The sequence below is a fragment of the Moritella yayanosii genome (assembly GCF_900465055.1).
GTDB classification, from domain to species: Bacteria; Pseudomonadota; Gammaproteobacteria; order Enterobacterales; family Moritellaceae; genus Moritella; species Moritella yayanosii.
Genome location: NZ_LS483250.1, coordinates 641,193 through 666,053, shown reverse-complemented (window position 1 = coordinate 666,053; position 24,861 = coordinate 641,193). Strand labels below are relative to the sequence as shown.

Annotated in this window: 21 protein-coding genes and 2 pseudogenes; 10 read left to right on the top strand and 13 right to left on the bottom strand. The window is 39.9% G+C overall.

From position 1 onward, the window contains the following. Positions 1-384: 384 nt before the first annotated feature. Positions 385-2,046, top strand: a complete 1,662-nt coding sequence (gene asnB / locus MORIYA_RS03010) for an asparagine synthase B (RefSeq protein ID WP_112712585.1) — start codon at positions 385-387, stop codon at positions 2,044-2,046. 50 nt (positions 2,047-2,096) lie between these two features. Here the strand turns inward: asnB and MORIYA_RS21735 are convergent. Next, positions 2,097-2,230 (bottom strand): annotated as a pseudogene (locus MORIYA_RS21735) (IS4 family transposase); the annotation flags it as partial. 103 nt (positions 2,231-2,333) lie between these two features. Between MORIYA_RS21735 and MORIYA_RS03000 the strand changes: the two are divergent. Beyond that, a complete protein-coding gene (locus MORIYA_RS03000) occupies positions 2,334-3,200 on the top strand; it encodes a DNA replication terminus site-binding protein (RefSeq protein WP_112712583.1) in 867 nt (288 codons plus the stop codon). 10 nt (positions 3,201-3,210) lie between these two features. Here the strand turns inward: MORIYA_RS03000 and MORIYA_RS20890 are convergent, their stop codons facing one another. Continuing rightward, positions 3,211-3,645: a TM2 domain-containing protein gene (locus MORIYA_RS20890; protein ID WP_174216892.1), complete on the bottom strand. Its 435-nt coding sequence runs from the start codon at positions 3,643-3,645 to the stop codon at positions 3,211-3,213. Between the two features lie 206 nt (positions 3,646-3,851). Between MORIYA_RS20890 and MORIYA_RS02990 the strand changes: the two genes are divergently transcribed. Next, positions 3,852-4,271, top strand: a complete 420-nt coding sequence (locus MORIYA_RS02990; protein ID WP_174216891.1) for a CBS domain-containing protein — start codon at positions 3,852-3,854, stop codon at positions 4,269-4,271. A gap of 12 nt (positions 4,272-4,283) precedes the next feature. Here MORIYA_RS02990 and MORIYA_RS02985 read toward each other — a convergent pair whose 3' ends face one another. After that, a complete protein-coding gene (locus tag MORIYA_RS02985) occupies positions 4,284-5,534 on the bottom strand; it encodes a multidrug effflux MFS transporter (RefSeq protein WP_112712581.1) in 1,251 nt (416 codons plus the stop codon). Between the two features lie 106 nt (positions 5,535-5,640). On the opposite strand from MORIYA_RS02985, the gene MORIYA_RS02980 reads away from it, so the two are divergent. Further along, positions 5,641-6,135 carry a MarR family winged helix-turn-helix transcriptional regulator gene (locus MORIYA_RS02980; protein ID WP_112712579.1) on the top strand — a complete coding sequence of 165 codons (495 nt, stop codon included), beginning with the start codon at positions 5,641-5,643 and terminating at the stop codon, positions 6,133-6,135. Between the two features lie 62 nt (positions 6,136-6,197). On the opposite strand, the gene MORIYA_RS02975 is transcribed toward MORIYA_RS02980, so the two are convergent. From MORIYA_RS02975 to MORIYA_RS02960, 4 genes are all read right to left on the bottom strand, one after another. Further along, positions 6,198-6,497 carry a hypothetical protein gene (locus MORIYA_RS02975; RefSeq protein ID WP_232011488.1) on the bottom strand — a complete coding sequence of 100 codons (300 nt, stop codon included), beginning with the start codon at positions 6,495-6,497 and terminating at the stop codon, positions 6,198-6,200. 301 nt (positions 6,498-6,798) lie between these two features. After that, positions 6,799-7,554: an alpha/beta hydrolase gene (locus tag MORIYA_RS02970; protein ID WP_112712577.1), complete on the bottom strand. Its 756-nt coding sequence runs from the start codon at positions 7,552-7,554 to the stop codon at positions 6,799-6,801. Positions 7,555-7,731: 177 nt separating this feature from the next. Further along, complete coding sequence (locus MORIYA_RS02965; RefSeq protein WP_112712575.1) at positions 7,732-8,451, bottom strand: tRNA-uridine aminocarboxypropyltransferase; 720 nt, start codon at positions 8,449-8,451, stop codon at positions 7,732-7,734. Positions 8,452-8,586: 135 nt separating this feature from the next. Next, positions 8,587-9,171: a hypothetical protein gene (locus tag MORIYA_RS02960; RefSeq protein WP_112712573.1), complete on the bottom strand. Its 585-nt coding sequence runs from the start codon at positions 9,169-9,171 to the stop codon at positions 8,587-8,589. A 337-nt stretch (positions 9,172-9,508) separates the two neighbouring features. Between MORIYA_RS02960 and MORIYA_RS20970 the strand changes: the two genes are divergently transcribed. After that, positions 9,509-9,724: a hypothetical protein gene (locus MORIYA_RS20970; protein ID WP_197713347.1), complete on the top strand. Its 216-nt coding sequence runs from the start codon at positions 9,509-9,511 to the stop codon at positions 9,722-9,724. Positions 9,725-9,916: 192 nt separating this feature from the next. Beyond that, positions 9,917-11,359 carry an exodeoxyribonuclease I gene (sbcB, locus tag MORIYA_RS02950; RefSeq protein WP_112712571.1) on the top strand — a complete coding sequence of 481 codons (1,443 nt, stop codon included), beginning with the start codon at positions 9,917-9,919 and terminating at the stop codon, positions 11,357-11,359. An 80-nt stretch (positions 11,360-11,439) separates the two neighbouring features. On the opposite strand, the gene MORIYA_RS02945 is transcribed toward sbcB, so the two are convergent. Next, positions 11,440-13,353, bottom strand: coding sequence for an AsmA family protein (locus MORIYA_RS02945; RefSeq protein ID WP_112712569.1), 1,914 nt, complete (start codon positions 13,351-13,353; stop codon positions 11,440-11,442). 615 nt (positions 13,354-13,968) lie between these two features. Here MORIYA_RS02945 and MORIYA_RS02940 point away from each other — a divergent pair. Then, a complete protein-coding gene (locus MORIYA_RS02940; protein ID WP_112712567.1) occupies positions 13,969-15,357 on the top strand; it encodes a YjiH family protein in 1,389 nt (462 codons plus the stop codon). Between the two features lie 129 nt (positions 15,358-15,486). Here MORIYA_RS02940 and dcd read toward each other — a convergent pair whose 3' ends face one another. The 3 genes and pseudogenes from dcd to apbC form a co-directional block, all read right to left on the bottom strand. Further along, complete coding sequence (gene dcd / locus MORIYA_RS02935) at positions 15,487-16,089, bottom strand: dCTP deaminase (protein WP_112712565.1); 603 nt, start codon at positions 16,087-16,089, stop codon at positions 15,487-15,489. 69 nt (positions 16,090-16,158) lie between these two features. Further along, positions 16,159-16,803: a uridine kinase gene (gene udk / locus MORIYA_RS02930; protein ID WP_112712563.1), complete on the bottom strand. Its 645-nt coding sequence runs from the start codon at positions 16,801-16,803 to the stop codon at positions 16,159-16,161. 131 nt (positions 16,804-16,934) lie between these two features. After that, positions 16,935-18,014 (bottom strand): annotated as a pseudogene (apbC, locus tag MORIYA_RS02925) (iron-sulfur cluster carrier protein ApbC); the annotation flags it as partial. 200 nt (positions 18,015-18,214) lie between these two features. Between apbC and metG the strand changes: the two are divergent. From metG to cdd, 3 genes are all read left to right on the top strand, one after another. Beyond that, positions 18,215-20,287, top strand: coding sequence for a methionine--tRNA ligase (gene metG, locus MORIYA_RS02920; protein WP_112718398.1), 2,073 nt, complete (start codon positions 18,215-18,217; stop codon positions 20,285-20,287). Positions 20,288-20,398: 111 nt separating this feature from the next. Then, positions 20,399-21,589: a class I SAM-dependent methyltransferase gene (locus MORIYA_RS02915; RefSeq protein WP_112712559.1), complete on the top strand. Its 1,191-nt coding sequence runs from the start codon at positions 20,399-20,401 to the stop codon at positions 21,587-21,589. Between the two features lie 101 nt (positions 21,590-21,690). Next, positions 21,691-22,584: a cytidine deaminase gene (gene cdd / locus MORIYA_RS02910; RefSeq protein ID WP_112712557.1), complete on the top strand. Its 894-nt coding sequence runs from the start codon at positions 21,691-21,693 to the stop codon at positions 22,582-22,584. An 87-nt stretch (positions 22,585-22,671) separates the two neighbouring features. On the opposite strand, the gene MORIYA_RS02905 is transcribed toward cdd, so the two are convergent. Next, positions 22,672-23,673, bottom strand: a complete 1,002-nt coding sequence (locus MORIYA_RS02905; RefSeq protein ID WP_112712555.1) for a GGDEF domain-containing protein — start codon at positions 23,671-23,673, stop codon at positions 22,672-22,674. 325 nt (positions 23,674-23,998) lie between these two features. Next, positions 23,999-24,676: a thioredoxin domain-containing protein gene (locus tag MORIYA_RS02900; RefSeq protein ID WP_112712553.1), complete on the bottom strand. Its 678-nt coding sequence runs from the start codon at positions 24,674-24,676 to the stop codon at positions 23,999-24,001. Positions 24,677-24,861 lie beyond the last annotated feature (185 nt).

Genomic DNA, 24,861 nt, shown 5'->3' with positions numbered 1-24,861 from the left:
GTTGATATTATCTATTAACCCATTAATTTAAAATATATTTAACCTTTATGCTAAATTACCATTGAGCTATGGTTAATTATCATGATAAATTTAACTTCCGAGGATTATTATTGTATTTAAATTATTTACTTAATGCCACATTTAGTATCATATTGCGTTAAATGGATTCAATCGTGCTTACGTCTAGTTAAGATGTATATTGATTCTCATCTCCCAGTAATTATGGAAATGTTATTTTTTAATGTGTTTAATTGACGATTCCACATTTAATTGCAACTTTTATAAAAGTTATGTCATTTTTTATTGCAATAAAATCAGAATATGGCAAATTAAACACACTATTTATAAAGTTAGCTGCAAACGCAGCACCAGAAGGAATTAGCTATGTGCTCAATATTCGGAATTCTAGACATCAAGTCAGACATTAAACCTCTTCGTGAACAAGCCCTAAAGCTATCAAAATTATTGCGTCATCGTGGCCCAGATTGGTCAGGTATCTATACGAATGATAATGCAATTCTAGTTCATGAACGCCTTGCAATTGTAGATGTTAATAATGGTGCACAGCCTTTATATAATGAAGAAAAGACTCACGTACTCGCTGTAAATGGTGAAATTTATAATCATAAAGATTTAAAGAAAACATTAAACGTTGATTTTGAATTCCAAACAGAATCAGATTGTGAAATTATTCTTGCGCTATATAAAGAAAAAGGCACACAGTTTTTAGATGACCTCAATGGTATCTTTGCTTTCGTTTTATATGACGAAGAAGAAGATGCTTATCTGATTGGTCGTGATCATATTGGTATTATCCCGCTTTATACTGGTTATGATGAACATGGTAACTTCTACGTGGCATCAGAAATGAAAGCATTAGTACCTGTTTGTACCCAAATTGAAGAATTCCCTGCAGGTCATTACCTGTGGAGTAAAGACGGCAAAGTGACACCGTATTACCAACGTGATTGGACCGAGTTTGATGCTGTTGCACAAAACGGCGGTAATAAAGAAGTTGTTAAGCAAGGCTTAGAAGAAGCGATTAAACGTCAACTAATGTGTGATGTTCCTTACGGTGTATTATTATCTGGTGGCTTAGATTCATCTGTCATTTCAGCGGTTACTCAACTGTATGCAAAACGTCGTATCGAAGACGGCGGCAAAACAGAAGCATGGTGGCCACAACTACACTCTTTCTCTGTGGGTCTAAACGGTTCGCCAGATTTAGCTGCTGCGCAGAAAGTAGCTGATCACTTAGGCACTATTCATCACTCGATTGAATTTACCGTACAAGAAGGTATCGATGCATTACGCGATGTGATTTACCACATTGAAACATATGATATAACGACTATCCGTGCGTCAACGCCGATGTATTTAATGGCGCGTAAGATTAAAGCCATGGGCATTAAGATGGTACTTTCTGGTGAGGGTGCTGATGAGTTGTTTGGTGGGTATTTGTATTTCCACAAAGCGCCAAATGCAAGAGAATTCCATGAAGAAACTGTACGTAAAGTATCTAAACTGCATATGTTCGATTGCTTACGCGCGAATAAATCAATGGCAGCTTGGGGGATCGAAGCACGTGTACCTTTCTTAGATAAAGAATTTATAGATATTGCAATGCGTTTAAACCCTGAATTGAAAATGATCACGGGCGACCGTATTGAGAAAAACATCATCCGTGAAGCATTTGAAGATTTATTACCTGAAGAGATTGTATGGCGTCAAAAAGAACAATTCTCTGATGGCGTTGGCTATTCGTGGATTGACCAACTTAAAGTACACGTGGCTGAAGCGGTAACAGATCAAATGCTAGCAAGCGCAGCATATAAGTTTCCAATTAATACGCCAGATACTAAAGAAGGTTATTACTATCGTGCCATCTTTGAAGGTCACTTCCCAGGTGACTCGGCAGCTAAATGTGTACCATTTGGTAAGTCTGTAGCCTGTTCAACGGTAGAAGCATTGGCATGGGATGAAAGTTTCCAAAACAATGCTGATCCGTCTGGTCGTGCTGCGGGCGTACATAACGAAGCATACTAAGACTAATCTCGTTTAACCTTTCGTTAACAGTACTTTGGTACTAATGCCGTTCATTTAAGGTGTACGGCATTTTTATTTTTGGCATATTGAGGTCTTGGTTTCACCATTCGAGGAAATGTCCGTTCCCTTCTGGGGGTAATATTAAATTTTCTACCATAGCATAAAAACTTTTTAACTGGCGCGGAAATCACATAACGATCACTCAATCTCGTTTCCTGTTGCATGATGGTCTATTCGTTACTATGCTAGTTATCAATACCACGTTTTCATTGATACTAGGATTAAAAATGACTGACATTAAAAGTTTATTTGAGCAACTCACGACAAAATTGCAACAATTAGAAAAATTATTAGCGACCACACAACCAGTGCAAGCATTGGTCAGTCGGATCCCCGCGGTACTAAAAGGCCAGGAACAGGCAATCATAAACCAAATCATGCCCGAGTTAGTCACCGACATGCTGGCAATGAAGTTAGCTGCTGAAGCCTTTAAAGACATTCATATTAAACACCCCTTCTCGCAAAAATCAGCCCGACGCTACGTGGGTATGATTCACTTACACCCAGAGCACCAGAATAGCGCTAAGATCATCTCGACCATTGAGCAAATTAATACTATCAAAGGCGCAATCGAACATGCGGTAGTCAGCGAAAATGAGTCTCGCCAGGCACGTTTTAGTGCGATCCATGATAATTGTCCCGGAGTAATGACAGTGCACTTGTATCGCAAGATCCATTGCTTAGAAAATGAATATGTTAAATCGGTACGTTTCAGTTGGCAGCGTAAAGATTCATTACACCAACCTGACAAGATAAAATTATTAGGGGAAATTACCGCAGAACAAGAGAGAGCCACGCCTGATAATCAGCTGGCATTAATACAGCTTCATCAACAAATAGCGACGACCGCAGAGCATCAGTTACGTGTGCGCAGGCCAGTTAAGGTTCAACCTGCGGCAAATATTGTGAAGGTAACAGGATTAAAAACAGTCACAGCCCCATTACCGATAATCGTAGTACAAAAAGAACCTCTCGAAACGCATGCAGTCGCTGACTTTATTGCATCTCACATGCGTAAGCAGCGCTCAGATAAACGTAAGAATGTTATTTTAGGGACTTTTTCTGGTAAAACAATTGAGAAAACAATGGCTTAAATAAGTAAAACTAGAACCAAGGACGGTTTTCTAACACATAATCTTGTTCAAATTCGACGTCTGATTTACACAAATAAATCACAAATTCCACCAAGGCAATAATGGCAATAACCATCGAGGGTAAACCGAGAAAAACATAACCGAATACAAACAATACCAACATGCATAGGCCCTGTTTGTGATAGCCTAAATAAAATTTATGAGCGCCGACTGCACCAAAGAAAAACGACAACAATACCGCCCCGGTTTTCTTGGATTTACCCACAGTAGCCATTGTTGCAGAGGCTAGTGTTCCTGACTTTATAGTGAAATTAACTGTACTACCAACCCGAGGCGCACTCTTATGCCTCCACTGATTCATATTAAATGTATAATGACATCCATCCTCATCAGAAATAACCCCTTCTGTACTTCCAATATTGAATTCAAGGATCGATCCCTTCATAACAAACTCCATCCATAATATATAACTAGCTAAATTATCACACAATTATAAACAATCACACTAAAATTACAGCAGGTTACGCCACGATACAAAAATAAATAAACAATTCAATATCCAACTGTATTATTTTGTTAAGCTTCAACATCGCATTCTATATATATTGGGGTATACTGGAAAATAAATATTATACAACACGGAGTTAGTGTATGAAAGTAAGAGATATAATGGCAGACAATGTTATTTGTATAAGCCATAAAGCCACTTTAAAAGACGCACATGAATTAATGCAAACGCGTGGGGTACGTCACTTACCTGTTATCTCCGAAAATGATGGTACCTTGATTGGTGTTCTGACGCATAAAAAAATGATCAGTGCGGTCATGACAATGATCAACAAATACGGTACTGATGCACTCGCGAGAAAAGAACGCGGTCAGTTAATCGAAGATTTGATGGCGACAGATTTTCAAAAGCTAACCGAAGATGAGCCTCTGAACATTGTTGTTGAATACTTCATTGATAATAAACTGGGTTGCCTACCTGTTATTGATGGTGAAAATAAGGTGATTGGTATCGTTACTTCATCTGACTTTGTTAAATTATGCGCGCACTTACTGAATAAATAACACCTGCAGTGTTTATTGACGTGAATGGCGAGCAGCAATCGTTGCTCCCATCAACGCAATGACAGATGAAATTAGCATGATAATAACTACAGGTTGCACTGCTCCCATACTGATGAACGCTGATAACGCACTCACAGTGCCACCGACTGTATATTGTGTTGCCCCTAATACCGCAGAAGCAGAACCGGAATTTCGACCAAATCGTTTCATAAAACAGGCACTGGCATTCGCAATAACCGCGCCATTGGCTGAAATCGCAATAACAAACCCTGCGACAGTCACATACAAAGCGTCAGGAACCATCACAGATGCTGTCACTAATATTATGCCACCAAGTACTTGTAAGCTTAAGAAGCCTTGTAACAATGTCTCGGGTTCAAATTTCGCCAATAAAAATGTGTTAGTACGATTAACAACAACCAAACCGCAAATATTTGCAAAAAATAATATTGAAAACTGCTGCGCCGTTTGACCAAATACTTCCATATACATCATCGACGCATTGGTTAAAAAGATCATCATTACCGAATAAGCAAATGCTTGTGCAACCATGAAACCTAACGCTTTTTTCTCACTGAACACCGACAATAAACCAAGCTTTGGTTTAATCTTATCGAACTTATCTTCAGCTATCGTCTTCTTAACTGGTTTCGGCATATAGCGCATCACCAGAATCGCCACCAACGCAGCCATTATGGCCAATGTATAAAAGATCCAACGCCAATCAGCTACCAACATGATAATCGTACCCAGCGTCGGCGCAATTGAGGGGGCTATCATCATAATAAGTGCAATCAGTGAGAACAGCTTAGCCGCTTCTTTACCACTCGTGGTATCACGAATAGTTGCTGGTACTCCAACAACGGCCATACCGCCACCGATAGCTTGCACCACGCGCCATAACCATAACACTTCAATGTCTGTTGCTATCGTCAGCAATATACTGGCAATTGCAAACACAACTAAACCCGCAATCATGGCATAACCACGGCCTTTTTTATCGGATAAAGGCCCCCCGATAAGTTGCCCTATCGCAAGACCAAAAATATATAAACTCACGGTCACTGACATCAAGGATATATCAACCCCCATTGCTTTTGCCATCGTTGGCATCGCAGGTAGGTAACTATCTATCGTAAATGGGGTTAAAGCAAATACTGCAGCCAGTGTCAGTATTAACGTTTTATTCATTTTTCCGGCAGTAGCTGTATTATCTATGTTTGCCTCATTCATTATGATTGAGGATGTATTATTCGGTGTCATTTACGCCTCCAACTATCTTTCTGGCAAGATAATAACTGGACTTTAGCTTTCTGGCAAGATATATTATTGATGTGTTCAGACAGCCATGCATATTAAGGGACAGATAGTGACGAATAACATTAACGAAATACTACAAGCAATGGATGATAATTGGCCTGAGTGTGCAGCAAGCGTATCACCTGCATTATTACGCTTGCTGCAGGTCAGTAATTTATTTCACCATCAGATGGAAGCACTGGTCGCTAGCTTTGATTTACAACGTGCAGAGTTCAGCGTATTAAGCTCGTTACGACGCAGTCCTGTTCCCTATTGCCTATCCCCCACAGCGCTATACCAATCGATGATATTTAGTTCTGGCGGACTGACTAAGGTGTTGAATCGTTTAAGCCAAGCGACGTTGATTGAAAGAATTGCTAACCCTAAAGATAAACGCAGTAAACTGGTACTGCTCACAAGTAAGGGTAAGCAATTAATTGAGACTGTGATGCCTGAATTACACCAACAAGAAAGAAATGGATTAAGTGTATTATCGGCAGATGAGCTGCAACAACTCGATGCTATGATGCAACGGGTGTTAGCGAAAAATAAGCCCACAAACTAATGCCCTGCCCTATTATCATCACCGGTGATGCTTGCTATCAGACTAATCGCTCTAATAGTGGCTTAAAAGCGACTGATGCTCATCTCAACATTTACCTGGTGAAATACCTGCAAAGCTGGCAGTGATGGCATTGATGGCATTGTCACTGTGCTCGCATTGGTTTTGAGAAACAACGAAACCGGAAATTGTTTTGAGGATGCAAAATAAATCGACAGTAGTTGTAATCCATCTTCCTGGTGTAACGGCTGCGCTTCTACCGATAAGGCTTCGAGTTTGTCTGCGTTTTCTAACCACGTCAAAAACCCTTTAAAATCGTCTTCAAGCACTTCATCACTGGCAAAACTAATTCTTAAAAAATCCAACTCAAGAAATGACCATAGTGGCTCAATCTCTGATTCTTCACACAGATCAATCTCGATGTTAATGCCATTAATACAATGACCATAATGAGTTAGGTGTTTGATCTGACTAATATCAAAAGCTTGCTTAGTATTAGCAATATTAATTTTAGCATCTGGTGTGTAACGTCACGGGCATTTCATCAAACACAGAAAACTGATCGCCGAGCAAATCGGTCATTATATTTCTTTGCTGCGCTGCATAGTCTATCCATAAAAATATTGAATGTAATCAGTATGAAAAATAATATATGCTATTGAGATATCAGTCCAGCGTCCGCTTCAACTCGGTGACATATTGCGGGTACTGCGAAATATCGTTATGACTGGCTCCGGTGATCAAAATAGTCACCACCAATTGCTCAGCAAACTGCGCAATTAACGATTCAGCCCTTGCTCGGGGGATCACCTGGTCATGCTCAGCAATGAAGATATAGGTTGGCGCGGTAATGTTTTCCACGCGATTTATTGACAAGTATTTATCTTTAAGCAACAAGTTTACCGGAAACATCCAATAGACCGACTTAGCGACATTGACGATACTATCAAAGGGAGTGATCAATACCAGCTTGGTTACTTGTCGGTTCGCTGCAACATAGGTTGCAACGCCGGTACCAAGACTTCTGCCCATCAGGATTATCTGTTCGTGATTCACGGTTACCCGGTCGAAAACAGACAAGGCATCATGATAGAGATGCTCCTCAGTGGGCGATCCCGTACTGTTACCATAGCCCCGGTAGGGAATTAGATAGACGCTATACTCCGGTAACACATCCTTAAAAAAATCGATGTTGTTTTCGATATTTTCGGCATTACCGCCATAATACATTAACGCTTTAGCGCGCCCTTCGTTAACTACCCAGCCACGTAACTGTTCTCCATCGGAATCAAAGCTGATTGCTGCTACACCATTTACTGGCGTTGCCGGTTGCGGAAAATACAAGAATTTGCGTTGTAATACGAATAACACAACACAAATACCGATATAGGACACGAGCATGGTGATCAACATACTTTTCATCACGACTCCCTATCTTGTTTAACGACATGCTTATACCAAACAAAAGCATAAATACTGATGTTCAAAAATACAACCAATATGTCCCCCTCAGAATCAACGCAGCGCTTAGAACGGCAATAACAAACCCAAGGTCGGTACACAATCAGGGTTCTATTGTTAAGTCTAGGTACTGTGAAATTAAACCGTTAGTGTCTGTAAACGTTTAAGTGCAGCATCGACACCGACATTAAGTTGCTTAGTGCCAGCAAGATAACGTTCGCGGAAAACATCAAACCAACAGCCAAGAATATCCGCATTCAGAGCTTCACCATGATGACCCAACACCAATGATGCAACTTCTGCCGTTGCGAGCTGATTGTCTTTTGCCGCCTTGCGGATCTGATACTGTGAAACTACGTCAGGATCAAATGAGATCACCGGTATATCTTCTAACCACGGGCTTTTTTTGAACATCTTCTTCGCTTCACGCCAGCTACCATCAAGTAGGATGTATAACGGTCGTTTGCCCGATTCAATGATTAATGGCCCTGTTTGTACCCGCTCACGCTCAACCACATACTCTTCAGGGAAGATAATGAATGGCTGCCAGCAATCTTGGTTAATGATATCGATCATCTCTTGATTGGGCTCGGTACGTGACCATTGGTAAGCAAATGTGTCTTCGATGACATCAGCAATCAAACGGCCTGTATTACTCGGTTTTATCATTTCATAATCAAACATCACCAGCATAAAACCAGCTGTCGATTTTACTAACGGTTGGTGTTCACAAATACAAAATTGCTTGCCTAACATGCAGTAATCACAACGAATTAATCGACCGCCACGAGCTTTAAAAGGTTTGGTACTGTCAGCTAAACGCTGTATTGCTAATCGATGAACATTATGAATGCGCATAAAGTAATACCACTTAGAAATAAATTGCCAAAATGCAGATAAAAAAATGACCCAGTACCAAGTTCTATCACCACCGTCGTGGGACAACACTTGCTACGAGTCATTCACATAGTTAAGGTACGCGTCAAGCGTTACTTAATTATGGTGCTTACGATCTTCCAATTCAGATTTAGTCGCACGAACCTGACGCATAAAGAAATTAGCCATAGATGCAGCAGCAGGTTTCTTTTCTGGTGCTGGCATTTTAGACGTTATTACGCGTGGCTTTGGTGGCGCAACAGGTGCAGCAGCAACAACAGGTCTTGCAACTTCTGGCTTCACAGCAGCAGGTGTCGCAGTCGTATGTACAGGACGAGCCTGATTCGTCGCAAATTGTGACGATGCAACGTGTTGTACTTGTTGTGGCACTGGTTGCCCAACCACTTGCGGACGAGTTCGAATCACTTCTATCGAGTAAAGTTTACTTGAGACAGAATTTGTAGACTGCGAGACTTGCTCTCGACGTAAACGTTCACCTGTTGATTTGAATTCTTGGTATTGTGCAGCTAACCAATTCTTCAAATGCATCAACATACCTGCTTCAATTAATTCGAGGCAAGTTCTGCTGTTGTACTCAACCAGTTTCGTTTCTGAAAAATACGTCTTGGCTTCTGCTTCTGAGCCGATGCGTTCGACTAATTCGAACCATGTTGATAAACCTAAAACTGTGTAATGACTCATTGTCTACCTTGCAGATAACCAGCTACATTTTAGTAGCTTTCTAGAAAAATTAGGAGGCGGATTCTATACCTTTGTCGCTGTGATTAAAAGCATATTTACGAAAAAAACCTAAAAATAATGTGATAACTCATAAATATGCACTTCCAACTTCATTTAGACTAGACTAAATTAATTTTTTAGTGTTCGAAAAGGTTAAAACAATAACACAATTTTTAACCTAATTAGCCACGATTCAATTTCGAAAATAGATATTATCAGATTTGTTATTTTCCTTGCGGTTTCGAATTGCTTAAATGAAAATACAGCGACTAAATTTTATTCATAAGGAAATGCGAGAATGCCTGACGCTTCATCACAAGTCACCTCTCAAACACAGCATTTTCCCTTCGCAGTGACGAACAAGCTCAATTTGAAGTTCCAGGTATGGGCGACGACTGTGAAACAAGTGTATGAGTTATTCTTTAGCAAGCCATTAAACAAAACCAACTTAATCCGATTGATAGAAATACCTGTTCTTTCACCTATCTGGGCTGAAGTGGCCAAAACACGCTAAGAAACGAATACCGTTGAAAATTGTAATTTTAGATTGTCGGATCATGCTTGATCTAAGGCTTTATAACTTGCCATCTATTCGAGCTTAGCTTACCCTCTCACTATCGTTTAACAGCAGATATTCATGAGTTTTCAAACCATTAAGTATCCGCTGTATTTAATTAGATAAAAATGAATAAGAACAAGGCGTAGTATGGATAACAATTCGAATAAATCAGCAGCTGAACAACCCACTTTTTACTGGCATGACTACGAGACTTTCGGCTTAAGCCCGTCCCTCGATCGCCCTTCTCAATTTGCTGGCATTCGCACCGACATGGACTTTAACGTGATCGGCGAACCGGATATGTTTTATTGCCGTCAATCAGATGATTACCTTCCTTCGCCAGAAGCCGCTTTAATTACCGGGATCACACCGCAAAAGACCCAAGCTGAAGGTGTGAATGAAGCAGAATTCAGTAAACGTATTGAAGCGCAGTTCAGCCACAAAAACACCTGTATCATTGGTTATAACAATATCCGTTTTGATGATGAAGTAACGCGTAATATCTTCTACCGTAACTTCTACGACCCATACGCACATACCTGGAAAGATGGTAACTCACGCTGGGATATTATTGATTTGATGCGCGCTTGTTATGCACTGCGTCCAGAAGGCATTGTCTGGCCAGAAAATGATGATGGCCTGCCAAGCATGCGTCTTGAGCTATTAACGAAAGCCAATGGTATTGAGCACGCCAATGCGCATGATGCAACATCAGATGTATACGCAACCATTGCTTTGGCTAAATTGGTTAAAGAAAAACAACCTAAATTATTTGACTTCTTATTTAACTTACGTAGCAAGCGTAAAGTCGAATCGCTTATTGATATCATCAACATGACACCATTAGTGCATGTGAGTGGTATGTTTGGTGCCGACCGTGGTTTCACAAGTTGGGTAGTGCCACTGGCTTGGCATCCTACCAACGACAATGCCGTGATCGTGGCGGACTTAGCCCAAGACATTACCCCACTATTAGAATTAAGCGCGGATCAACTGCGTGAGCGTTTATATACACCCAAGAAAGACCTAGGCGATCTAACCCCTATCCCGCTGAAACTTATTCATATTAATAAGTGCCCAGTGCTAGCACCCGCGAAAACGTTATTGCCTGAAAATGCCGAACGTTTAGGCATTGATCGTAACGCCTGCTTAGCAAACCTTAAACGTTTAAAAGAAAGCGCAACGCTACGCGAGAGTGTGGTGGGTGTTTATCAAGTAGATCGTGAATATCCAAAATCAAACAATGTTGATGCCATGATCTACGATGGTTTCTTTAGCGCTGGGGATAAAGCTAACTTTGAAATATTACGCGAAACAGCACCCGAGCAATTAGCAGGGTTGCAACTAAAAATCAGTGATGAACGTTTTAACGAGTTGTTCTTCCGTTATCGTGCGCGTAACTTCCCGCATTTACTCTCAATGCCAGAGCAACAAAAGTGGCTTAATCACTGTCGCTCTGTGTTAGAAGACAGTGCACCAGCCTATTTTTCCCGTTTAGATGCATTGGCGATTGAAAATAGTCATGACGAACGCAAAATGAAACTACTGCAGCAACTATACCTCTATGGTCAGAAGATCATTGGTGCATAGCGGCTAACCAATAAGATTCAAATGAGCACATTAAAAAAGCCTGTCAGTGATATCACTAACAGGCTTATATTAACTCCAAATTAGAATAGTTTTTTCAAACCTCTAAATATTTCATTCTTAATTTTATTCTTGTCTTCGTCTGACCCAAAATACTTATCAATCAGTTTATCTTTTTCAAGCTCAATGACTTGTTTAGTAATATCACCGAAATCAAATGTGATACTTGGCGCTGCAAAGCTGCCTTTCACTTCGACAGGAAGACGCAAGTCACGAATAACCTTCATTGTTGAACTCGATTGACCACCAATATTTTCGGCCAATGAGGCGCCAAAAGTAAAATCAAGCTGTTCACGCATCAGATCGACATAACCCTTGCCATCCACCTTGATCGCCGGTGAAGCCAAATCGATCTTCGTCGAGGTTAACTTACCGCCACCGAGTTTAAAGTTTGCCTCCATCGCGCTGAAATCTGTCTGTTCACGTTGATCCGCATTACCGGCAGGTTTGTTGCTAAACATAGCAATCGCTTTACGCACTTCTTGTGCCACATTAATCCCTAACACAGCGCCATCAGAAAACCTTGTATTAATCGTCCCCTTAGTCATCGACTTCAACTTGGTCATGGTTAAGCCTTTACCGCTTAAACGCACGTCTACATCAACCAAACCGGTCAGCATTTTTTTACCTGCCGCGATTGTGACTAATTGCTCTGACTGCACTTTTTCTAACGTACTATTCATATTGAATACCGCTGGCTTCTTATTACTGTCTAACAGGGCCTGAACCATTAACTTGCCCTCATAAAGATCAGCCGACAGTTTGGTTAACTGGAATACACCATCTTTTAACTCACTTTGTAGCTTAATATTATCCAAGACATACTCGCCTTGCTTAATTTGAGTGATCGTCAATGATCCTTTTTGATTAACACTTGATAGCGCACTAAGATCCGGTTCAACTTCTACCTGTTGATTTCTACTAGTCAGACCTGCTGTGCCTTTAGCCGCTGATCCGTTATTTGTACTTACAGGTTCAGCCTTAGGCAGCCAATCATCAACGACAAGGGTATTCATTGCGAGGTTGTATTCAATGCTAGGCTTTGAAAATACATCAACAGACAAATCACCAGTGATGGTAAGTTCATCGACATTTAATTTAAGCCCTACAAATTTTACTGTTTTATAAACATTGTCATAGGTCAGATCACCTTGCAGTGAAATAGTCATTTCTGGGCGAGGTAGTAACTTGCCAGTTAACGCGAGTTTATTATCCAGCAGTGCTAATTTAATTTGGTTAAATTGCTCATCAACGGTGAGTACCATGCTGGTATTTAATTTAACGGTTAACTCATTGGTACGATAGTTTGCAGCGAATGTGATCGGCACAGGCTTACCAAAGGCAAATTCACCTATATTTAAGCTGCTGTCAGACAATTTATGATAGGTGCCGTCTTGGCGATTATTCAAAGATAACTGGGCGTTGGTTATATTCACCCCTTTGACCACAAATTGATATTCACTTTTGGCAATCTCGCCTTCTGGTGTTACTTTAATCGCTTGAATATCTTCGTTTGATAATGGCTTTTCTGGCGGCGCTAACCTAGCAAGTAACTCATCCATGTTATTACGACCATTAGTTAACGTTTCTACATTAACGGTTAAGCCATCAATTTGCACATTCGTTACCACAATTGTTTTAGTCAATAGCGACATAAGCTCAACGGCGGCATGCACACTCTTCACTTCAATTTGTATCGCGTCTGAATATTCATGTTTATTAAATAAGGTAATTTTGCCTAATTCAAAACCAATCTGTGGATAGAAAGTTAAACGTAAGTCCCCTTCAATCGTGACGTCTTGTTTAGTCAATTGCTTTGCTTGCTCAATCAAATTATCTTTAATTAATTCTTCATTAACTAGGAATTTCATTGCAATAACACCGACGATAAAAATTATCGCAATGAGCCCGCCAATACCAAGCAGTACTTTTTTCATCCTAAAACCACCTTATAAAAATACATCTAAATCAATTAAAATAACGTACCAAGCATTATGTTAACGCCACCTAGCCTAATAATATCATGTAATTACCAGAAAACAGACGGATTAACAACAATACAGCTTATCGATACCAATAATTAACAAGTTTTAATTATATTGCATAAATTTATCATTATATTCTGTAAAACGAAACAGTCAGCTCAAAAAACAATCATAAAAACAATTTCATTATTTTTATATTATTCACAAATATAGCTTAAATACGAAAACATAATCACAATTACTGCATATCTATTATTCATTGAAATATAAAACTAGAAAAAACACACTAATCAATACAATAATTTAGCTTTAAAACCTATTTATGTGACATGGCGCACTTAAATCTCCATAAAACATCTTATTTTCATGACCCCTGACACATGGTGTTAATAATATGTTTCTCACATGTATGTTCGCAGTTACTATCTCCAGTAATTAAGTTAAAGGCAGTTTAAAACTCCAAACGTTAGAGTAAAATAGATATACAAATAGAAATGGAATATTTAGTGGCAACACTGTTATATCAATTTGATCCTCAGTGTTAGTCCTATAAAAGGGAACTATTTAATGAAAGATAATATTTACGCTGAATCACCGCGTGACATAAATAAAACAAACTTAGGTAATAAATCACTACTCCGATTTTTGTTACCCTCTTTAATCGGCTTATTTTTATTCATGACACCGGTTACCTATGAAGGTGACATGACAATTCCAGTCGCCTTATTAGCCAAATTGTTAATGTCTGTATTGGACGGTTATTTACGTAATATCATTACCGTCATCATTTCATTCATGGCTGTGGCATCCACACTAGCAGTGCTGCTTAAACCAAAATTTATTACTGAACGTGCATTCTGCAAAGAGTTATTCATGCCAACACCACTTTGGCTAATCGTCAGAATCCTCAGCTGTGCTTTTACTATCGCAACGGTTTACCAAGTGGGTCCAGAATATATTTGGAATGAAAATACCGGTGGTTTGGTACTCAACGATTTATTACCAACCTTATTCGCAGTATTTATCTTTGCGGGCTTGCTGTTACCGTTACTGCTTAATTTTGGTTTACTGGAGTTATGTGGCGCGTTATGTACTAAAATCATGCGTCCTATCTTCAATCTACCTGGCCGCTCTGCGGTAGACTGTATTGCCTCTTGGTTAGGTGACGGCAGCGTAGGTATATTATTAACGGATAAGCAGTACCAAGAGAAATTTTATACTCAACGTGAAGCCGCTGTTATTGGTACTACGTTCTCGGCGGTATCAATTACCTTTAGTCTCGTTGTAATTGCACAGGTTAACTTAGAGCAATACTTTTTACCTTACTACATGGCCATCACATTATCAGGTATCGTAGCGGCGATCATTGTGCCTAAACTGCCACCTCTATGTTGGAAAAAAGATATCTATATTGATGGTACACCAAAAAATCACGATTTAGAGTCGATCCCAACTGGACACACTGTGTTCTCATGGGGTATTGCGCAAGCCGTTGATAGAGCATCAAAAGTAACGTCATACAAAACAGTGTTTATCGAAGGGTTAAAAAATGCAACGCATATGGTGTTTGGTATCTTACCTGTCGTAATGGCAATCGGTACTATTGGTCTACTTATTGCGGAATACACCTCGGTATTTGCAGTACTTGGTAAACCGTTCATGTATTACCTTGAGTTTATGAACGTGCCAGAAGCTGCACTTGCATCTGAATCGTTAGTGGTTGGTTTTGCAGATATGTTTGTACCCAGTATTCTTGCTACATCAATGGAAAGTGATATGACTCGATTCATTATTGCTGGTGTATCAGTATCGCAACTTATCTATATGTCAGAAGTGGGCGCATTACTGTTAAGCAGTAAAATACCCGTTAATATCGTTGACCTATTTGTTATCTTCGTACTCCGTACCATCATAACACTGCCGATCATCACCGGTATTGCACATCTAATCTTCTAAATTACGGTTAGCTAAAAAAACGTAGACAAAAAAATGCCCATCACTCTAACAGTGATGGGCATTTTTATATTCTATTTAAGTTATTAACTGCTAGTCCAGTTAGCTACTCATTATATGACTGAGTAATCATTATGCACTTTGATTGCTATTATCGTCTTGGTTAATACGGCTGGTATCGGCACCATGTTGGTTTTTATACTTCGCATCTTTACGTTTATTGTAAGGACGAGCAGCCGGTGCAGACAGTGTTTCAAAGTTTAACGCAGCAATGGTCATTCTCGGACGTAAGGCTAACGGCAACTTACCACTGTTATAAAACTCAAGCACGATACGACCAGACCAACCAGGATCAATACGATGTGCTGTTACATGTACCATAAGACCAAGACGCGCTAATGATGAACGTCCATCTAACCAACCGACGATATCTGCTGGCAGCGTGACTTTCTCAAACGTTACCGATAAAGCGAATTCACCTGGGTGTAAGATAAATACTTCACCGTCAGGTATAACGATTTCGTCGCTCATGACTTTATCAAGCTGAATAGCCACTTCTTCTTTAGGGCCACTCAAATCAATATAAGGTGCGTTATGTGCTTGGAATACTCGGAATTCATGACCTAAAGTAACATCAACGCTTACGCCACTGATTTTACTTTGGTCAGGTCTTGGTTCAATCGAAATTCGACCATCGTCTAAGTATTTTTCAATATCTGTATCGCACAGGCGCATATTTTCTCTCTTTAATAAGTGCAGTGTTAGTTATAATGCTTTTCGCGTTGATGCAACAAACCACTTAAATTAGTCGTTAAGTAACTGACAAATCTTCGCTTTCAATGTATCAATCGCAAAACGGTTTTTACCACCACGCGGGACAATAAGATCCGCATATTGTTTTGATGGTTCAATAAACTGTAAAAACATTGGACGAACCGTCTCATTGTATTGCTCAATTACCGATTCCATCGTTCTGCCACGTTCGGCAACATCACGCTGTAAACGGCGGATAAAACAAATGTCTAACGGGGTTTCCATAAATACACTTGCGTGAATTATTTCACGGATATTTGGATCTGTCAGTAATAAAATACCTTCTAAAATGATCACTTTCTTGGGTGTCAATTTAATCGTCTCAGCCAAACGCGTATGTTCGGTATAGCTGTACGTTGGAATTTCTACTGCCTTGCCGTCACGTAAATCCTGTAAATGACTGCACAATAATTTATGATCCATCGCTTGTGGATGGTCATAATTTGTTTTAACTCGCTCTTCCATCTCGAGGTGACTTTGATCACGGTAATAACAATCTTCGGTAATTACTGCAATTTGTGATTCGCCAAACTCTGCAACAAGTTCATTGTAGATTGTTGAAGAAAGTAAGCTTTTGCCAGATGCAGAAGCACCTGCGATTGCGATGATCACACAAGAGTTAGATGTATTATTCATTAATAAAATGATCCGTTGAGAGCCTAAGACTCCGCTATTATAGAAATTTATAGTCTGTCATTCTAGAGCAAACCGGAAAATACCTATATTAAGTTAGTAAATACCTATAATAGCTTATCAAAGCATCTACATTAGGTTAGCTTAATCGGTATTTCTGTTGATATTGTGTGCGTTTGAAAAAACATTTTACTCACAATATCATTTGCTAATTGCGCGTAGATAGCTGCAAACTCTGAATCAGGTCGTGCCACAACCGTTGGGGTACCAGCATCAATATCCGCACGCAGGTCAATATGTAACGGTAGTTGAGCAACACATTCAGTGTCAAAACGAGCCGCCATTTTCACTACACCACCGCTACCAAAAATGGCTTCTTCATGACCGCAGTTACTACAGATATGGGTACTCATGTTTTCGACAACGCCCAATACCGGTACTTTCACTTGCCTAAACATGCTAATACCTTTAGCGGCGTCAGCAAGTGCAACATCTTGCGGGGTTGATACGATCAATGCGCCCGTCACTGGAATATTTTGGCTCAAGGTTAATTGAATATCACCCGTGCCCGGCGGCATATCGATAAATAGATAATCGAGTTCACCCCAATGCGTTTCATTTAACAACTGCATTAATGCTTTACTCGCCATTGGACCACGCCAGATCATCGCTTGATCATGTAACGCAATAAAGCCAATACTGTTAACCGCTAATCCATGTGCGTTAATGGCTTTCATGCTATTACCATCGTACTGCTCTGGGCGAGAATCACTGACACCAAGCATGAGTGGTATTGATGGCCCGTAAATATCTGCGTCCATAATACCGACTTTTGCACCCATTTTAGCCAATGCCAATGCCGTATTCACAGTTGTCGTGGACTTGCCTACGCCACCTTTACCAGACGCAACCGCAATGACATTCTTCACGCCATGAATCGCAGGTGCGTCGTTACAACGGGCTAAGGTCGCAATGTCTAACGTTATCACCCATTCAACGCTTTCCACGCCTTTCATTAGCGCTACTTTGGGTGCTAACTTGGTTTTAACTTCATTTTCAAAATCCAACGATGGAAACGGTAACCGTATCAGGATCTCAACACAACCGTCCTTGTTGTTAATTGTTTCTAATACATTACTGTCGCCAATATTTTTTAACCATTTTTTAGGTTGAAAAATACCAACGAGCCGAGTGATCTTTGCAATATCCATAACCGCCTCTTTATTTGAGCTTGTAAGTGTTTAGCTTTTAAGCATTTATACTTTATTAATCTACTATATCAATGATAAAGCAAAGAATCACAAATAAATACGCTAAAAATAGCAGGGTTTTTAGCCTAACATCTATGCTTTATAGGTCGTATCAGGTAACATCGGATAACTTTATTTTTAACCACAAGATGAATCAGATTTTTATGACATCAGAACGCAAAATATTAGTAACAAGCGCATTACCCTATGCCAATGGCCCCATTCATTTAGGTCATATGCTTGAGTATATTCAGACTGACATCTGGGTTCGCTTCCAAAAGCAACGTGGTCACACATGTACATATGTATGTGCAGATGACGCCCACGGCACGCCAATCATGCTTAAAGCGCAAGAGCGCGGCATTACGCCGGAAGCAATGATCGCGCAGACTAAAATTGAGCACATGGCAGATTTTGCTGATTTCAATGTTGGTTTTGATAATTACCATTCAACGCACAGTGATGAAAACCGTGAACTTGCAACTATGATTTATACGCGCCTGCGCGATAATGGTCATATCAAAACACGGGTAATTTCACAGCTATTCGATCCTGAAAAAGAAATGTTCCTACCGGACCGTTTTGTTAAAGGTATCTGCCCAGAATGTAAGAGCGAAGATCAAAATGGCGACAACTGCGACAACTGTGGCGCAACGTATTCGCCAACGGATTTAATCTCGCCAAGATCAGTTGTGTCTGGTGCCGAGCCAGTACTTAAAGATTCAGAGCACTATTTCTTCGACTTACCTGCATTTTCTGACATGTTACAAACATGGACACGTTCAGGTGCCCTGCAAGATGAAATCGCCAATAAACTCGCAGAATGGTTTAAAGCGGGCCTGAAACAGTGGGATATCAGTCGTGATGCACCTTACTTTGGTTTCGAGATCCCTGATGCACCCGGTAAATTCTTCTACGTTTGGCTAGATGCACCAATCGGTTACATGGGTAGCTTCAAAAACCTTTGCGATCGTCGTGACGACCTTGATTTTGACGAGTACTTCAAAAAAGATTCAACGACTGAACTTTATCACTTCATTGGTAAAGACATCGTCAATTTCCATAGCCTATTCTGGCCAGCAATGCTTGAAGGCTCGGGTTTCCGTAAGCCAACAGGTGTATTTGCACACGGTTTTGTTACTGTAAACGGTAAGAAAATGTCTAAATCACGCGGTACATTTATTATGGCGCGTACTTACCTAGACAACCTAAACCCAGAATACCTACGTTATTACTACGCAGCAAAATTAAGCAGCAAGATTGTTGATTTAGATTTGAATCTAGAAGATTTTGCACAGCGTGTCAACTCTGATGTTGTGGGTAAAGTAGTGAATCTTGCCAGCCGTACGGCTGGTTTCATCTACAAGCGTTTTGATGCAAAACTAGCAAGCGAAATTTCAGAACCTGCATTATTAGCTGAATTCGTTGCTGCTGGCGATACTATTGCTCAATACTACGAAACGCGTGAATTTAGCAAAGCGATTAAAGAGATTATGGCACTTGCTGATAAAGCAAATGCATACATTGCAGACAAAGCACCGTGGCAATTAGTAAAACAAGAAGGCTGTGAAGCGCAGGCGCATCTTGTTTGTACTATGGGCATCAACTTATTCCGTATCCTATCGGTATATTTGAAACCGGTACTACCAGATATGATTGCTGAAGTTGAAAAATTCTTAAATGATGAATTCAACTGGGATAGCCACAAAACAGTATTAACAGACCACCAAATCAACAAGTTCAAACCGTTAATGCAACGTGTTGACATGGACAAAGTTGAAGCCATGGTTGAAGCATCTAAGCAACACTTAGTTGTTGTTGCTGAAGAAGAGAAAGAAGAAGAAGTAGTTGTTGACGAAACACCTATCGACCTAGCTTCTGACAAACACCTTAAAGATGAGCCAATTGGTGAAATGATCACATTTGATGATTTTGCAAAAATTGACTTACGTATTGCTAAAATTGTAAAAGCTGAACATGTTGAAGGCGCGAAGAAATTACTTAAGCTAACCTTAGATGTAGGCGGCGAAACGCGTCAAGTATTTGCTGGTATCAAATCAGCTTACGAGCCAGAGCAACTTGAAGGTCGCTTAACGGTGATGGTTGCTAACTTAGCACCACGTAAGATGAAGTTCGGACTGTCAGAAGGTATGGTACTTGCAGCAGGTCCTGGCGGCAGTGATATCTTTGTACTAAATCCGGATGAAGGTTCTGAACCTGGCATGCGCGTAATGTAAGACGATTTAGTCATAAAAATAGTGTCTCATCGCTATTATTATCGCTAATTTTAAAGGGACTCGCACTGAGTCCCTTTTTATCTATCTACTATAGAAGAATAAGAGATTTAAATGACAGGTCAAATTATCCTTGCTAAAGGCAAAGAAAAAGCACTTAAACGTAAACACCCGTGGATCTTCTCTGGCGCAGTTGCAAAAGTGAAAGGCGAACCAGCAATGGGTGAAACAGTTGATATTATTAGTGCGGGCGGCGAATGGCTAGCATCAGGCAGCTACTCTCCTGAATCTCAGATTCGTGTACGTGTATGGCACTATGATCGCGGTCTTGAAATTGATCAAGCGTTCTTTGAAAAACGTATTAAACGTGCACAATCGTTACGTGACGATTTAATCGCAGAAAAAGGCCTAACTGGCTACCGTTTGATTGCAGCAGAATCTGATAGTCTACCGGGTATCACTATCGACCGTTATAACGACTTCTTAGTATGCCAGTTATTATCTGCCGGTGCTGAATTCCACCGTGACACACTGGTTGCAGCACTCAGCGTACTTTACCCAGAATGCAGCATTTACGAACGTTCTGATGTGGCGGTACGTAAAAAAGAAGGCCTAGAACCAGTAAAAGGCGTGCTTAAAGGTGAAGAGCCACCTGAAGCTGTTATTATCGAAGAAAACGGCATCAAAATTGAAGTTGATATCAAAGGTGGTCATAAAACAGGTTTCTACCTTGATCAACGTGATAACCGTCAAGCCGCGGCAAAATATGCCAAAGGCAAAGATGTACTAAACTGCTTCTCTTACACTGGTGGTTTTGGTATTTACGCACTACAAGCTGGCGCAAAATCAATTACGAACGTAGACCTATCTCAGTCGGCACTTGATATTGCCAAACGTAATATGGAACACAACGAATTAGATCTTTCAAAAGCAGAATTCGAACGTGCTGACGTATTCAAACTACTACGTAAATACCGTGAAGAAGGCCGTAAGTTTGATACCATCATTCTTGATCCACCTAAATTTGCAGAAAACAAAGCGCAAATGAAAGGTGCTTGTCGTGGTTATAAAGACATCAATTTTGTGGCCATGCAAGTACTTAAGCCAGGCGGCACACTGTTAACATTCTCATGTTCAGGCCTAATGGAAGTCAGTTTATTCCAGAAAATCGTTGCTGATGCCGCACTGGATGCGGGTCGTGATGCTTATATCGTTGAACGTTTATCACAAGCGGCTGATCATCCAACGGCTAGTTTTTATCCAGAAGGTTACTACCTTAACGGTTTAGTACTAAAAGTGTTGTAATTTAGACCTCTAACCTTGTAATTAATCGGGTTTAGTTGCAAAGTGGCACTCAGATAGAATTTTATTCTCTATTCAGTGCCACTTTTAACAAGGCCAATTTTATGAAAGAAAAGCTCCTTACCGCACTTTCGTGCTTACCTGAATCACTTCAAAGCCATGTTCACCCTATAATCTCTGAACCTAATTTTAAAGGTGTGATTAATGCTGAAAATGTCGACCTATTACAATTGCATTCTGCGCTCGAAACACCTGAGTTATTACTGAGTTTATTACCCCTCGCTGCGGCCTATTCTGTTGCACCTATCTCAGACTTCAATGTTGGCGCAATTGCACGAGCAGGATCGGGAAATCTATACTTTGGTGCCAATTATGAATTTACTCATCAAGCACTATTCAACAGTGTTCATGCTGAACAAGCTGCCATTAATAATGCCTTTAGTCATCATGAATCTGCTATTTTAGACATTACGGTCACCGATAGTCCTTGTGGTCACTGTCGTCAATTCATGAATGAATTAAACTGTGCACCCGAGTTAAGTGTCAACTTAAAGGCGACAGGGATTAAAACCTTAGCGACTTTGCTGCCCGATTCTTTTGGTCCAATTGACTTAGGTATTCGCGAATCACTATTAGCCGCTAAACCAGTTAATTTAACCTTACAACAACCAAGCGAGTCAACACTGGTACAAGCGGCACTGCAAGCAGCAAACGACAGTTATGCGCCTTATAGTCATTGCCATGCTGGTATTGCGTTAAAAACAACCACGGGGACTGTGATTACCGGCCGTTATATTGAAAATGCCGCTTTTAATCCGTCATTATCACCACTGCAATCCGCGTTAATTAATTTAAATTTAGCTGGGTTTGGATTAGCTGATATTACCGCGATGATCTTAGTTGAAAAAGCAGAGACTAAGATGAGTCACGCGCAAGCTACGCAAATACTTGTGTCTGAAATCGGTATTGAAAATTATCAGCATGTATTTGCACATTAAATGACAATTAAAAGCATCTGTGCGTTATAACATAATTAACAGATGCTTTTTTAGCATTTAATCTTCATTTAACTTCTTATATTAAAATTAGCTTAATTTAAACAATTCGTGTTCATGCTCAACGACACATTCAATATTATGTTGACCTTCGATTTGTTTAAAGTTTGTTACCTTGTTTCTCCCAGCACGTTTTGAGTCATACAAGGCTATATCAGCTTGCTGAACGAGTATTGATAATCTCCTGTCACTCTCTAATTCTGTAAACCCAATACTGATGGTAATAGTCCCAACTTGTGGGAATATATACTGCGCAATCATCTCCCTTAATCGCTCCAATATAAGTACTGCTGTATCTTCTGCTGCGCATTTAAACAATACTGAAAATTCTTCACCGCCATAGCGAAAGATATAATCTTGACTACGAAAATTGGTTTTAATTAAGCGTGCAATTAAGATTAACACCTCATCGCCAATGACATGTCCAAACTGGTCATTCACCTGTTTAAAGTTATCAATATCTAACATACCCAGATACCAAGCACAGTGTTCATCAATCTGCTCGCGGCGTTCATTGTGATCATGACCAGCGATCACCTCCATCAGTTTACTCTCAAAGGTTTGTCGGTTAAGTAATTCAGTCAGTGGGTCAAGTCGATTTTTAAATAATATATGACGTTGGTTAGCATAAATGTGTAATACATTAACAGCCGTGCCAAATTGATTGGTATCTAAAATATCTTCCTTTGTATGCACGGCAACAACAAAACCAATAACCGATTCACAATGACAGATGGGGATATAGCTTATTCTGAGTTGTGAGCACAGACAGGTATGGATCTTATTATCTTGTATTTTAAGATACAACGAATCAATACTTTCAGGCGTAAATTCTTGACCGGTTAAATTATCAGTAATTAAGGCGATGTTCTGCTCTGTAAGTACGTTTTCCCTCGCAAACACTGCAATTTTCTGCGTTTGTAAAATAGCTTGTAATGAATCAATTAGTCTAACTTCAAGTTGTGCTTCATCTTCCGATTCGGTTAATGAGATAAACCATTCATGTGCACAACCATTAACCGCGTGTAACATTTACTCATACCCTTTGAACATCACTAATACTGAGAGTTTAGTAAACAAAACATAAAATTGAGAACAAAAAAAACGCATAAATGCGCTTTGATTAATCACGGTATTTAGAATATACGTTAAAGCACGCCTAACTAGAGGTGGTTGTAAACCTTACCTGACAGAGACTTACATTAATACGCCAAAACCTGTGTCACGAAGCGATGTTACAAACGATACGATCAACTTTTGAATGAAAGTTGATATAGAAAAGGAACGGTACACACTCATCACTGTAAATAAACAAGTATCGCTCCATTTAGGATTGACAAATAAGATGTATTAGCGCTTATTTATCTAAACTGTTCAGATAAGTAATCGTTGCGGCTAAGTCTTCTAATGTTTTATGTGCGCTAGAGTTAACCAGGTATTTACCTTGTACGAGGAAAGCAGGTACAGATGCAATATTAGCGTTCGTTACAATCATTTCTGCTTTAACCATGGCTTGATAAACCGCTTCGTGCTCTGCTTCACTTAAATCAATTGGGCTTTTCATGTTGTATTTTGCGAATATGTCAACCATCTCTGCTTTTTTCTGAGCAGGTGTCATCGCTTCAGCAGCGTCTTCAGTCTCTTGACCTTCACCATGACCATGCTTGTCTGCACCAGCACCACTTTGGGTATAAATAAACAAGTCAGTCATCATCTCATGGCTAGGTTTACCGCTATTTTGATTCGCGGCAGCATAATAAACATAAGCAGAACGCTGCGCACTTTCATTAAAGGTTACGTGGGTTTTAGCAATCTCTATTTTAGTCATATCTTCGATTGCAGGGATCATTGATTCCATATTTCGGCAGTTACCACATGCAAGAGAAAATATTTCAACAACAGCAGGCATATCCGCCATCGGCGTTGAAATAACCGTATATTCAGTTCCTTCTGTTGGATTGCTAATGTCACTGCAACCAACAAGTGAAAAAAACGAGACAAAAAGTAATATCAGTGGTTTAAAGAAATATTTCATAAATAGAGGACCATAGATTGAAAATCCAGAGAGCGTATAATGCATCACCAATAGTGTCTAATAAGATTACCTAGCTTTACTTTCATCATGGTATAGATCAATCATGCAGAATAAGTATATCCTCTCTAAATCGAACAAGACTGCACCAATCCTGCTCAATAACAGTAATACTTAATGAATATATG